Genomic DNA, 13,570 nt, shown 5'->3' on the forward strand with positions numbered 1-13,570 from the left:
GGTTGCCCCGCGCCGCCGCCCGGCCCCCCACCGGCGCCTCACCGACCCCCCGGAGTGACCGTCATGACGCTCGTCCATCTCTTCCCCGGCCAGGGCGCCCACCGGCAGGGCATGGGACGCGACCTCTTCCCCCGCTATCCACACCTGGTGCGGCGGGCGGACGCCCTGCTCGGCTACTCGATCGAGGAACTCTGCCTCGACGCGCCGGCCGACAAGCTCTCCGACACCCGCTACACCCAGTGCTCGCTCTACGTCGTCGGCGCGCTCGGCTACCTGGACCTGGTCCGGGAGAGCGGCGAGGTACCCGACTACGTCGCCGGCCACAGCCTCGGCGAGTACGTGGCCCTGTTCGCCGCGGGGGCCTTCGACTTCCTCACCGGACTCGAACTGGTCCGGTACCGCGCGGAGGCGATGGCCAAGGCGGGGCCCGGCGCGATGGCGGCGGTCATCGGCCTGACCGAGGAGGAGCTGGGCGACGCCCTGCGGGAGAACCCCGAGGTGGACATCGCCAACCTGAACGCCCCCACCCAGATCGTCATCTCCGGCACCGCGGCCGACGTACGGGCGGCAGGCCAGTGCCTGAACGGGCGGGCGGAGGCCGTGATCCCGCTCAAGGTCAGCGGCGCCTTCCACTCCCGGCACATGGCCGCGGCGGCCGAGGAGTTCGGCGCCGACCTGCGGCGCCACCGGCTCGCACCGCTGCGCATCCCGGTCGTGGCCAACACCACGGCCCGCCCGCACACGGACGACCGGCTCGCCGACGAACTGTGCCGGCAGCTCACCTCGCCGGTGCGGTGGACCGAGACCGTGCGGTTCCTGCTGGAGCGGCCCGAACCCGTGCTGCGCGAGGTCGGCCCCGGTCAGGTGCTCACCGGCCTGGTCCGGAAAATCCGTGAAGCGGCGCCGGTCGGCGCGGAGAGGTGACCGAGGTGGCCGCAACCGAGTTCAGTATCAGCGAGCAGGACATCGAGTCCTTCGCAGCCGCCAGTGGTGACGTCAACCCCCTGCACACCGACGCCGGTTACGCCGCCAGGACGTCCTTCGGAGCCCCGATCGCGCACGGCGCGCTGGTCACCCTGCACGCGCTGGCGGCCCTGCCCGGCCGGCGTACTCCACGCAGCGTCACGGGGATCACCGCGCGGTTCCACGCTCCCGCCCGTCCCGGGCAGACCTACCGGCGTTCCGCCGAGCGGACCGAGGACGGGTTCAGCGTCCGGGTGACCGACGGAAGCCGGCTCCTGCTGGACCTCGTGGTGCGGACCGCGGCGGGCAGGTCCCGCGGGGACACCCCGGTGGACGTGGCGGGGCCCCGGCGCACGGAATGCGACCACGTGTCCGTCGAGCGGACCCGCGCCGGGGACCGGCGGGAAGCCGGCTGCCCCGCCGCCGTCGACCGGTGGCGGGAACTGCTCGGCGCGACGGGCGCCGCCGCCGCGGGCATCTCTCCCCGGCACGCGATGCTGCTGGGCTGGGCGAGCTATCTGGCGGGCATGGAGATACCCGGCCGGGACGCCCTGGTCTCCGGACTCACCCTGCACTTCGACGACTCCGTCGCCGGCACGGCGGGCGAGCTCCGGGTCCGTGAGACCGACGGCCGCTACGGCCTCATCGACCTGACGGGCACACTGCCCGGCCACGGCCGCGTCGAGGTGCGGGCGCTGGCCCGCCGGACGGTGCCCGAGTCCGACGTCGCACAGCTCCGCGACCTGATGCCCGCCGACGCCCCCGGAACCGGCCGCACCGCACTGGTCGTCGGCGGCAGCCGTGGCCTCGGCGCGAGCCTCACCCAGGCCCTGGCCCTGGCTGGTTACACCGTCTACCTGAACCACCGCCGCAGCGCGGACGACGCCGAACGGGCCCGTGCCGCCCTCGGCGAGCTCGCCGAACGGGTGCGCCTGCTGCCCGGCGACGCCGCCGACCGGTCCTGGGCGCAGGCCGCCAGGGACCGGATCCTCGCCGAGCGGGGACGCCTGGACGTCCTGGTGCTCAACGCCTTCCCGCCGGTCACCGCGCTCACCCTGGAACCGGAGACCGACGGGCGCGCCGCCGACTACCTGCGCGACGCCCTGGAAGTCGCCCGGGTGCCGCTGGCCGCTCTCCTGCCCACCCTCGCGGAGGACTCCGGCCACCTCGTCGCCGTCTCCACCGCCTGGGTGGACTCCCCGCCGCCGGGCTGGTCGCACTACGTGACCGCCAAGCTGGCCCTGGAAGGCCTGGTGCGCGCCGCCGCGGCGGAACGTCCGGGGCTGGACTGCACCGTCGTACGGCCCGGACGCATGCGGACCGCGTTCTCCGACTCGGTACTCGGCTCGAACGAGGTCCTGGCCACCGAACAGGTCGCCGCGACCGTCGTGACCGGTCTCGACACCGGGCGGACTCCCGGACAGGTCACGGTCGTCGACCGGTTCGACGCCACCGCACCCGTCGCCGCACCCCCTACCACCGAGTCGGCTGCCACCGCACCTTCCGCCTCCGCCGCGCCGGCCGCCGCCGGGCGGCTCGTGGTCTCCGCGACCTTCACCACGGACCCGCTGGAGGACGGACTGCGGGCCTGGACCGAACGCCTGGACCTCGGACTCGACGTCGTACGCGCCGACTACAGCCAGGTCTTCCAGCAGTTGCTCGACCCGTCCAGCGAGAGCGGCCGCAACTCCGCCGGCTGCAACGTCGTCCTGCTGCGCCTGGAGGACTGGCTCGGCGACGACCCCGAGCGCACGGTGGACGAATTCGCGCGCGGGGCCGCCCAGTTGTGCGGCCGGTCGCTGGTGCCGCTGCTCGTCATGACCTGCCCGGACTCTCCGTCGGCCGACCGCGCACGGCTTGAGGTACTGCGCCGGCGACTGGCCGACGCGTTGGCCGGGGTTCCCGGCGCGCGGCTGCTCGACGCCGAGGAGTGGCGCGCGGGCGGGCGCAGGATCGCCGACCGCCACGACGCCCGGCGACTGCGCCTCGCCCACATCCCCTACGACGCCACCGGATACGCCGCTCTCGCCACCGCGACGGCGAGAGCCGTCCGCGCCGCACTCGTCCCGCCCGCCAAGGTGCTGGTGCTGGACTGCGACAACACCCTGTGGCGCGGCGTCCTCGGGGAGGACGGCCCGCACGGTGTGGTCGTCGAGCCGGGACACCGCCGGCTCCAGGAGTGGGCACTTGAACTGCGGGCCAGGGGAGTCCTGCTCTGCCTCGCCAGCAAGAATGAGGCCCAGGACGTGTCCGAGGTCCTGCGGATACGCGACGACATGCCGCTCGGCGAGGAACACCTGACGGCACGCCGCGTCGACTGGGAGCCGAAGTCCGCCAACCTCGCCGACCTCGCGCGCGAACTCGACCTCGGTCTCGACTCGTTCGTGATGATCGACGACAACCCCGTGGAGATCGCGGCGCTCCGCGCGGCCTGCCCGCAGGTGCTGTCCCTCACCTGCCCGGCCGACCCCGCGGACCTCCCCGGCTTCGTCGACCGCGTCTGGGCCTTCGACCGGCTGGAGATCACCGACGAGGACCGTGCCCGCGCCTCCTTCTACGAGGCGGCCGGCCGGCGCCGGGAACTGCGCGGGGCCACCGCCACACTGGCCGACTTCATCCAGGAGCTGGACCTGCGCGTCGACGTCCGCCCGGCGGAGGGGGCCGCCCTCACCCGCGTCGCCCAACTCACCCAGCGCACCAACCAGTTCAACGCCGCTCCCGCCCGCCGCCAGGAGCCCGAACTGCGGGCGATGCTCGCGGACCCTGCCGTCCGCTGCCGCACGGTCCAGGTCGCCGACCGCTTCGGCGACTACGGCGTGGTCGGCGCCGCCGTGCTGCGCGTCGACGGACCGACGGCCGACCTGGAGACGTTCCTGATGAGCTGCCGGGTGCTCGGAAAGGGCGTCGAACACGCCTTCCTGGCACGGCTCGCCGCCGAGGTGGCGGACGAGTGCGCGGTGCTGCGCGTGACCTACCGGCCCACCGGGCGCAACCAGCCGGCCCGGCGGTTCCTGGACTCCGTGGCGGCGGACCGGGCCCGAGAGGAGGCCGACGGCTCCGTGGTGTACGAGCTGCCGGTCGAGGCCGCCGCCGCGATCGCGTTCCGCCCGGAGGCCGCCGCCGAACAGCCCGGACCCGCGGACCGGCCCAGGACGGACCGTCCCTCGGCGGTACCGGGGCACCACGCACTGGCCGCCATCGCCGAGACGCCGACGGCCACCGACGAGGCCGCCCCCGGTACCGCCGATCCGCGCGACTCCGCCACCTCCACGACCGGCAGTGGCAGGCGGACCGCGCTCGCCCGGATCGTGCGGGTCGTGGCCCGGACCCTGGGACTCCCCGCGGCCTCGCTGAACGCCGGCACCACCCTTGAGGAACTGCGGCCCTCGTCGCTCGCCGTCGTGGACGCCACGGTGGCACTGGAGGAGTGGTACGGCGAACTGTCCCCCACCGTGCTCTTCGAACACCGCACCCTCGGAGCACTGGCCGACGCGCTGGCTCCCGCGGACCGGACCGAACAGAGCGAGCAGAGCGAACAGACCGAACAGAGCGAGCAGAGCGAGCAGAGCGAACAGACCGAACAGGCCGAACAGGCCGAACGCCCCGCCTCCGTCCCCGCCCCTCCGCCGCGCGTCGGTCCCGCCCCCGGCACCGATGCGGTCGCCGTCATCGGACTGGCCGGGCGCTATCCCGGCGCCCGCGACGTCGACGAGCTGTGGAACAACCTCCTCGCCGGACGGGACTCCGTCGGCGGGATCCCCGTCGAGCGCTGGAACCACGAGGCGCTCTACGACCCCGAAGGCGGCCCGGGCCGTACCTACTCGCGGTGGGCGGCGCTGCTAGACGGCGTCGACGAGTTCGACTCCCTCTTCTTCGGGATCTCTCCCGCCGAGGCCGAACTGATGGACCCCCGCCAGCGGCTCTTCCTGGAGACCGCCCACCAGGCCATCCAGGACGCCGGCTACACCCCCGACGGTCTCGGCCGGGACACCGCCGTGTACGTCGGCGCGATGGCCAACGACTACGGCCTGTTCAGCGCCCAGGGCGCGCTCACCGGAGACGCCCCCTATCCCTGGGCGGAGAGCTATCAGATCGCCAACCGCGTCAGCTACCTCTTCGATTTCACCGGCCCGAGCCTGACCGTCGACACCGCCTGCTCGGCATCGGGAACGGCGCTGGAACTGGCCTGCGGCGCGGTCCTCCGCGAAGAGGTCACGGCCGCGGTGGCGGGCGGGGTCAACCTCGTGCTGCATCCCGCCCGGCACATCCAGTACGCGCAGATGGGCATGCTGGCGCGCGGTGGCCGCTGCCGGGCCTTCGGCGCCGGAGCGGACGGCTTCGTACTGGGCGAAGGCGTGGGAGCCGTCGTCCTCAAACGGCTCGACCGGGCGCTGGCCGACGGCGACCACATCCACGGAGTCATCCGTTCCGCCGTCGCCAACTCCGACGGCCGTACCAACGGTTTCACGGTTCCCAGCCCCGCCGCTCAGGCCGCCCTGGTGCGGAAGGCACACCGGGCGGCCGGGGTCGAGCCCGAGTCGATCGGCTACGTGGAGGCCCACGGGTCGGGCACCGCGCTCGGCGATCCCATCGAGGTGCGGGGGCTCACCGAGGCGTTCGGGGGGCCGGGGGAGCGGGAGTCCAGGACCGGGATCGGCAGCATCAAGAGCAACATCGGTCACCTGGAGTCGGCCGCCGCCGTCGCCGGGCTGACCAAGGTGCTGCTCCAACTCCGCCACCGCACCCTCGCGCCGACCCTGCACGCCGATCCGGTCAACCCGCACATCGACTTCTCCCGCACCCCGTTCCGCCTCCAGGACTCCGCGGAGCCGTGGCGGGCGACGGACGGTCCGCTGCGCGCCGGACTGAGCTCGTTCGGCGCCGGCGGAGTCAACGTCCACCTGGTGGTGGAGGAGCCCCCGCCCGTGGCCGGGACCGACGGGGACCTCGCGGGTCGACCGCACCTGGTCGTGCTCTCCGGCCGGGACGAGGCGGACCTGCGGGACTACGCGGGCCGGCTGAGGTCCGCGCTGCTCGCGGGCCCGGAACACCGCCTCGCTGACATCGTTTTCACCCTCCAGGCCGGCAGGCAGCCGCGGGACGAGCGACTGGCGTACCCGGTGACGGACCTGCCGCAGCTGCTCGCCACCCTCGAACTGATCGCGGACGGCCGGTCCGCCGAGGTGGCCGGACTGGTGCGCGGCCGGATCGGGGACGGCCCCGCGCTCGGCGACGTGTTCGGTTCCGGCCCGGAGGGCGTCACCTTCCTGCGGGAACGGCTGCGCGCCGGTGACCTCGCGGTGCCCGCCAGGCTGTGGGCGCACGGCGCGGACCTTCCCTGGGCCGAACTGACCGAACCGGGGCGCCGACGGGTCAGCCTCCCGCCGTTCCGGTTCGCGCCGGTCAGGCACTGGCTCCCGGCCGCACTGACCGCCGCGCTGCTGCCGGGCGGCGGGGAGACGGCGAAGAGCACCGGAGACATGGAGAGCCCGCAGGACACCGGCGGTTCGGGGTCTCCGTCGGAGACGGTGCTCTACCGCGCGGCCTGGGCACCCGCCCCCTCGCCGACGCCCGGCACGTCGTCTCCCGCACCTGTTCCGTCGGCTTCCGTACCTGTTCCACCTTCTCCTGCACCTGCCCCGTCGTACGACGGGCTGCTCGTGGTGACGGTCGGCGGCGAGCCGTCGACAGGGGGCGCCGAGGTGGTCCCCGGCGTGGCGACAGCGCACGCCGTGGACGTGGAGGGCGTACCCGGTCTCCTGGAGGCCAGGGCGCCCCGGATCCTCGTACTGGACCTGCGTCCGTACCACGGGCAGCCGCTCTCCCTGGAGGCCGCCGCCGCCCTGCCGCTGATGCTCGCCCGCTGGTCCTCCGAGCACGGCCGGCCCGTCGAGTGCGCGGTGGTGTGCCGTCCCGGTGATCCCGCCGTGACGGCCCTGGACGCGCTCGGCCGGTCACTCGCCCTCGAAGGCGTACGGCTGCGTCTCGGCCGGATCGAGGTGGCCGACCCGGGACTCCCATCCGTGCGCGAGCTCCTGACGGAGGCATGCGGACCGGACCAGCAGGTCCGCATGCTCGGTTCGCGGCGCTGGACGATCCGGGCCGCGGCGGTGGCGCGGGTCCCCGCCGAACCGCTCCGCGGCGCCGGGTCACCCGCGCTCGGCGGCGGGGTGCTGATCACCGGTGGCGCCGGCGGAGTCGGGCGGCTGATGGCGGCCCGGCTCGCCGAACGGCACCGGGTTCCCGCACTCGTCCTGCTCGGCCGCTCGCACCCCTCCCCGGACACCGAGCGGCTCCTCACCGGCCTGCGGCGCCACCGGACGCGGGCCTTCTACCTGCGAGCCGACGTCACCGACGAGGACTCCCTCGGCGCCGCCCTGGACCACGCCCGCGAACTGACCGGGGGACTGCGGGGCATCATCCACGCGGCCGGTGTCGTCGACGACGCCCCGCTGACGGCCAAGACGCCGCGGTCACTGCGCACGGTCCTGGCACCGAAGGTGGACGGCACGCTGCTCCTCGACCGGCTCACCGCCTCCGACGAACTGGACTTCCTCCTCCTCACCTCGTCCTTCGTCGGCTGGACCGGAAACGCCGGCCAGTGCGACTACGCGGCGGCCAACCGCTTCCTCGACGCCTTCGCCGAGCAACGCGAGGAACGGCGGGTCCAGGGACTGCGACACGGACGCACGGTCTCCGCGGCCTGGCCGCTGTGGCGGGACGGCGCCATGCGGATGCCCGCGGACGTCGTACGGCTGACCGAGACCACCACCGGCCTCAGGCCGATCGCCACCGCACAGGCGCTGCGCGCACTCGACGAGTTGCTGGTGGCCGAGTCGGGCGCCTACCTCGTCGGCCACGGCGACCAGCTTCGGATCGCCGCGGCGCTCGGCGCGGACGTCGTCGTCGCCGGGGACGCCGCACCGGTGGCGGCCGACGCCGGGACACCCCAGGAGCACGGGACGCTCCCGGAGCACGGGACGACGCTCCCGGAGCACGGGACGCTTCAGGAGCAGCTGACGGCGGAGGTCTCGGCCCTGCTGAAGCTGCCGCGGAACGTCCTGGGAGCCGACGAGCGGTTCGGTGACGTAGGCATGGACTCCGTCCTGACCATCCGGCTCGTCAACCGGCTGAACGAGTTGTTCGCACTCGCCCTGACACCGGTGACGCTCTACGAGCACCCCACGGTCGCCGCGCTGTCGACGTACCTGACGGGACGTCACGGGGTCACCGCCGTCCGGGTGCCCGAGGCGTCGGCGGCCCGCTCGCCTGCCGTCTCCGCCTCGGAGACCGTCCCCTTCATCCCGCGGCCCTCCGCCGGTACGGGGGCGGAGCCGATCGCGGTCATCGGCATGGCCGCGCGTTTCCCCGGTGCGGGCGACGTCGAGGAGTTCTGGGCGAATCTGCTGTCCGGGCGCGACTGCGTCGGCGACGGCGCGGAGGGCACTCCGGGCGAACGGGTCGGCGGGCCGGTGCGGTCCTGGGCGGACGGCGACGGACCGCAGGGCGGATTCCTGGCCGACGTGGACGCCTTCGACGCGGCCTTCTTCGGCGTCTCGCCCCGCGAAGCGGCCCTGATGGACCCGCAGCAGCGGCTGTTCCTCCAGGAGTGCTGGCACGCCGTCGAGGACGCCGGCCTCGACCCGCGTACGCTCGCGGGCTCCCGCACCGGCGTCTACGTCGGCGCGACACTCAGCGACTACACCGAACTCCTCGCACGCGGTGGGGACACCGCCCACGCCTACCTGGCCCCCGGCAACGTACACAGCGTCATCGCCAACCGCGTCTCGCACCAACTCGATCTGCGCGGCCCCAGCGAGGCGGTCGACACCGCCTGCTCCAGCTCCCTGGTCGCCCTGCACCACGCCGTCGCCGCCCTCCGCTCCGGCGGCTGCGACCTCGCGCTGGCGGGCGGCGTCAACGTGCTGCTGTCGCCGACGTACTTCGACTCGCTGGCGGGCGCCGGGATGCTGTCCGCCACGGGCCGCTGCCACACCTTCGACCGGGCGGCGGACGGTTACGTCCGGGGCGAGGGCGTGGCGGCCGTCCTGCTGAAACCGCTGGCCCGTGCGCTGGCCGACGGCGATCCGGTGCACGCCGTGATCCGGGGCACCGCCGTCAACCACGGCGGCCGGGCGCACTCGCTCACCGCGCCCCGGCCATCCGCCCAGGCCGAGGTGATCACCGCCGCACTGCGGGACGCCGGTGTGCCGGGCTCCTCACTGGCGTACGTCGAGACGCACGGCACCGGCACCGCGCTCGGCGACCCGATCGAGATCGAGGGCCTGCGCACCGCCCTCGGCGGCCCGGACGGCTCGGGAACCGGCTGCGTCCTCGGGGCGGTGAAGGCCTCCATAGGCCACGCCGAGTCGGCGTCGGGCATGGCCGGGCTGATCGCGGTCGTCCAGGCGATGCGCCACCGCACCCTGCCCGGCACGCCCCATGTGCGAGACGTCAACCCGCACATCGACCTCTCGGACGGCGTCCTGCGGCTGGTCACCACTCCCGAACCCTGGGAGCGGAGCGATCCTGGGGAACCCCGGCGGGCGGGCGTCAGCTCGTTCGGCTTCGGGGGCACCAACGCGCACACCGTCCTGGAGGAGGCGCCAGAGTTCCCGGCGGCTCCGGTCACCGGCCGCGAACCCCAGGTGGTGACCCTCTCGGCCACGGACGACGAGCGCCTGCGCGCCTATGCGAAGCGGCTACGTGTCTTCCTGGACGGCGACCACGCGGCGCTCGCCGATCTCGCGCACACCTCCCGCACCGGCCGCACCGCACTGCCGAGCAGGCTGGCCGTGGTCTGCCACGACACGGCCGAACTGCGCGAGCGGCTCGACGACTTCCTCGCGGGACGCGACCACACCGGGCCGGTTCACGGCACAGTCCCCCCGGCCCTGGCCGAGGCGCTGCGCACCTGGACGGCGGGCGGCCGGGCGGACTGGGAGAGCCTGTATCCGCAGGGCGGACGGCGGGTGCGCTTCCCGCTGTATCCGTTCGACACCCGGCCGCGCTACGGCCCCCCGGGCACCTCCGAGTCCGCACGGCCGGTCATCGCGGCAACCGCCCCCGAACCCGAGAGGGAGGCGCCTGCCGGCCGGACCCGCCACGAGCCCGCGCTGCTGGTCCGTGAATGGCGGCCCGTGCAGGCCCTTCCCGCCGCACCGGACGGTCACCGCCGGGTGAACGTCGTACTCCTCGGCCGCGAGACCACGCTGCCGGTGACCGCCGCGCTGCCCGGCACGGAGGACGCCGACTGGATCGTCGTACGGGAGCGTTCGACCCTGCCCCGGCTCGGGCGGGACGAGTACGAGCTCGATCTGGACGACGGTGAGGCGGGCCGCGCACTCGGGGAGCGGCTGCGCGCCGCCCACCCGCGGCTGGACGCGGTGGCGGATCTCGTGGACCTGGCCGGTCCGCCCACGCCGGCACGGCAGTTCGGGCGGCTGGGGCTGCTTCAGGCCCTGGTGCCCGCGGCCGGGGGCCGACCGCTGCGGCTGTTGCACCTCACGCACTCCGCGACCGACTCGCCCTGGCCCGCGGCGGCCCGGATGGCCTCCCTCGTCAGGTCGCTCGGGGCCGAGTACTCCCACGTGTCGGCCGCCACGGTCGAGTGCGACCCGCCGATCGCCGACGGCGAGGCGCTGATGGGCCTGGTACGGAACGAACTGGCGCTCGGCACGACAGAAGGAGCGGCGGAACCCGAGATCCGGCTCACCGGCGGACGGCGGCTGGCACCCCGGCTGGTCCGGCTGCCGCACGACGGGGATCAGCCACTGCGGGTCGACCCGTCCCGGACCTACCTGATCACGGGGGGCACCGGCGGGCTCGGTCTCGCGGCCGCCCGGCGACTGGTCGAACGCGGCGCCCGCCGACTGGCGTTGCTCGGCCTGCGCCCCCTGCCCCCGCGCCCGACCTGGAGCCGGGACACGTCCGACGAGCGCATCGCGGCACTGCTGGAACTCGAAAGCCTCGGTGCGCGACTCGACCTGCACAGCGGTGAGTTGACGGACATCGCGGCGGTGCGCTCCTTCCTCGGCCGGGTGCGCGGCGAACTCGGGCCGATCGCGGGCGTCCTGCACTGCGCAGGGTCGGTCGATCGCAGGACACCTGCGTTCGTCCGCAAGGAACTCGGCTCGATACGCGACACCTGGCGGCCCAAGGGCGAAGGGCTGTTCGCACTCCTCGACGCACTGCGCGAGGACGAACCCGACTGGGTGGTCCTGTTCTCCTCGTTGTCGGCCGCCCTGCCGAAACTGGCCGTCGGACTGGCCGACTACGCGTCGGCCAACGCGCTGCTCGACGCCGTGGCGGAGCGGGCCACCGGTCGCACCCGCCATGTCTCGGTGGGCTGGGGGAGCTGGACCGGCGCCGGCATGGGCGCGGTGCGCAGCCCGCGCTACTCGGAGCTGGGGTTCGCCCCGCACACCGTCGAACAGGGCCTGGACCTTCTGGAAGCCGCGTTGGCGTCCGGCCGGTCCCACCTGGTGGCCGCGGCGGTCGACCCCGCGGTGTGGCCCACCCGGTCGGCGTCCCCCGAGCGGTCAACGGTCCCCGAGCGGTCACCGTCGCCCGCTCGTGCGCACGAGGACGGTCACGAGCACGAGGACGGTCACGAAGAGGAGGACGGTCGCGAACAGGAGGAGGCAGGCGTGCACGAGAGTGGTGGTGTCCGTGCGGACGGCGGGGCGCGCGAACCGGAGACCGGTGGCGGCGCCGCCGTCGCCGGGGCGATCGCCGAACTGCTGGCCCGCGCTCTGCTGATGCCGGTCGAGCGGATCGACCACGGGACGAACTTCGGCCAACTCGGCGTGGACTCCATCCTGGTGGCCGGCATCGTCGCCGACCTGGAGGAACGCGTCGGCGAGCCGCTGTCGCCCTCCCTGGTCCTTGAGTACCCGACCGTGGAACTGCTCGCCGCGTATCTCATGGCGGAACACCCCGCCGGAACGGCTCGCTGGACCCGGTCGCAGAGCGAGCCCGACCTCGCCGGGGTCGCCGGGGTCGCCGGGGTCCCTCACGCGAGCGACCGTCCGGCGCCGGCCGGCCAGGTCACCCACGGAGACGGTGGCCGACGGCCGGGCCACGGGCTGGTGGCCGTGATCGGCGCCGCCGGCCGCTATCCGGGCGCTCCCGACCTCGACCGCTACTGGGAGCTGCTGCGCGAGGGGCGTAGCGGCATCACCGAGGTGCCCGCCTCCCGTTGGGACCACCGCCGCCTGTGGTCGCCGCAGGCCGCGCCCGGCCGCAGCGTCAGCAAGTGGGGCGGATTCCTGGACGGCATCGAGGAGTTCGACCCGCAGTTCTTCGGCATCGGTGCCGCCGACGCCGCCCATGTCGATCCGCTGATCCGCCTGTCACTGGAGACCGTGGAACAGACCCTGCGCGACGCCGGTTACCGGCGCGAGGACGTGGCCGGCGAGCGGATCGGCTTCTTCATGGGGTCCGGCACCAGCACCTACGGCAGCCGGGTGCCCGTTCCGCACCGCAACACGGTGACCGGCCTCAACCAGAACTTCATCGCCGCGCACGCCGCCCACGTCTACGACCTGCGCGGGCCCCACCTGACGGTCGACAGCGCCTGCTCCTCCGCGTTGTCCGCGCTGTACCTCGCACTGCGCGCGCTGGACGCGGGCGACTGCGACGCCGCGCTCGTCGGCGGCGGCGACCTGCTGCTGGACGAGACACCGTTCCTGAAGCTCAGCGCCTCCGGTGCCCTCTCGCCCGACGGCGCCTGCCACGTCTTCGACGCCGGCGCCAACGGCATCGTGCTCGGCGAGGGCGTCGGAGCCGTCCTGCTGAAGCCGCTGGAACGGGCGCTGCGCGACGGCGACCGGATCCTCGCGGTGATCGAGTCCTGCAAGCTGAACAACGACGGCCGGACGATGGGACTCACCACCCCCAGCCCGCAGGCGCAGGAGCAGTTGGTGGCCGACACCCTGGCCGCCGCCGGGGTCACCGCGGACACGGTGACGTACGTCGAGGCCCACGGCACGGGCACGATGATCGGCGACCCGATGGAACTCCAGGCGCTCACCCGCGCCTTCCGCCGTACCTCGGACGCGGTCGGCCACTGCGCGGTCGGCAGCGTCAAGTCCAACATCGGGCATCTGCTGATGGCCGCCGGTATGGCCGGGCTCCACAAGGTGATCCTCTCGCTGGTTCACCGCACCCTCCCGCCGACCCTGCACTGCGACCGGCCCAACCCCCGGTTCTCCTTCGCCACCTCGCCCTTCCGCCCCGCCCTCGCCACCGCACCCTGGGAACCGGCGGGCGGCGTCCGGCGCGCCGGGCTCAGCGCGTTCGGCTTCGGCGGTACCAACGCCCACGTACTGGTGCGTGAACTGCTGCCGGACGAACGGGAGTCGTACCGGCCGGCCCGTACGCCACTGCCACCGGTCGAGTACCGCCGGGCCCGCCACTGGCTCGACGCCCCCGCGCCGGCGGAGCACCGCCGAACCGCCAGACCGCTGCTCGCGCTGGAGCCGGAACCCGGTCTGCCCCTGCCCGCTGCGCCCCACCCCGGCCCCGCCGTCCCCGACCCGGGCCCCCGGCCCGTGGCCGTGCCCCGCCGACCCGTGCTCGAACTCCACGAGGAGCTGACCTGACG

The 13,570-nt window shown here is 74.2% G+C and carries 2 protein-coding genes; both read left to right on the top strand.

The window, feature by feature from the left end:
- Nucleotides 1–63: 63 nt before the first annotated feature.
- Nucleotides 64–924 carry an ACP S-malonyltransferase gene (gene fabD / locus ACIP79_RS11990; RefSeq protein WP_401222289.1) on the top strand — a complete coding sequence of 287 codons (861 nt, stop codon included), beginning with the start codon at nt 64–66 and terminating at the stop codon, nt 922–924.
- Nucleotides 925–929: 5 nt separating this feature from the next.
- A complete protein-coding gene (locus ACIP79_RS11995) occupies nt 930–13,568 on the top strand; it encodes an SDR family NAD(P)-dependent oxidoreductase (protein ID WP_401222291.1) in 12,639 nt (4,212 codons plus the stop codon).
- The last annotated feature ends 2 nt before the right edge of the window (nt 13,569–13,570 follow it).

It is taken from the genome of Streptomyces sp. NPDC088747, assembly GCF_044751025.1.
GTDB lineage: Bacteria > Actinomycetota > Actinomycetes > Streptomycetales > Streptomycetaceae > Streptomyces.

What these genes read in the sequence shown, in the direction of transcription:
- fabD (WP_401222289.1), top strand. Translation starts at nt 64, where the DNA reads ATGACGCTCGTCCATCTCTTCCCCGGCCAGGGCGCCCACCGGCAGGGC.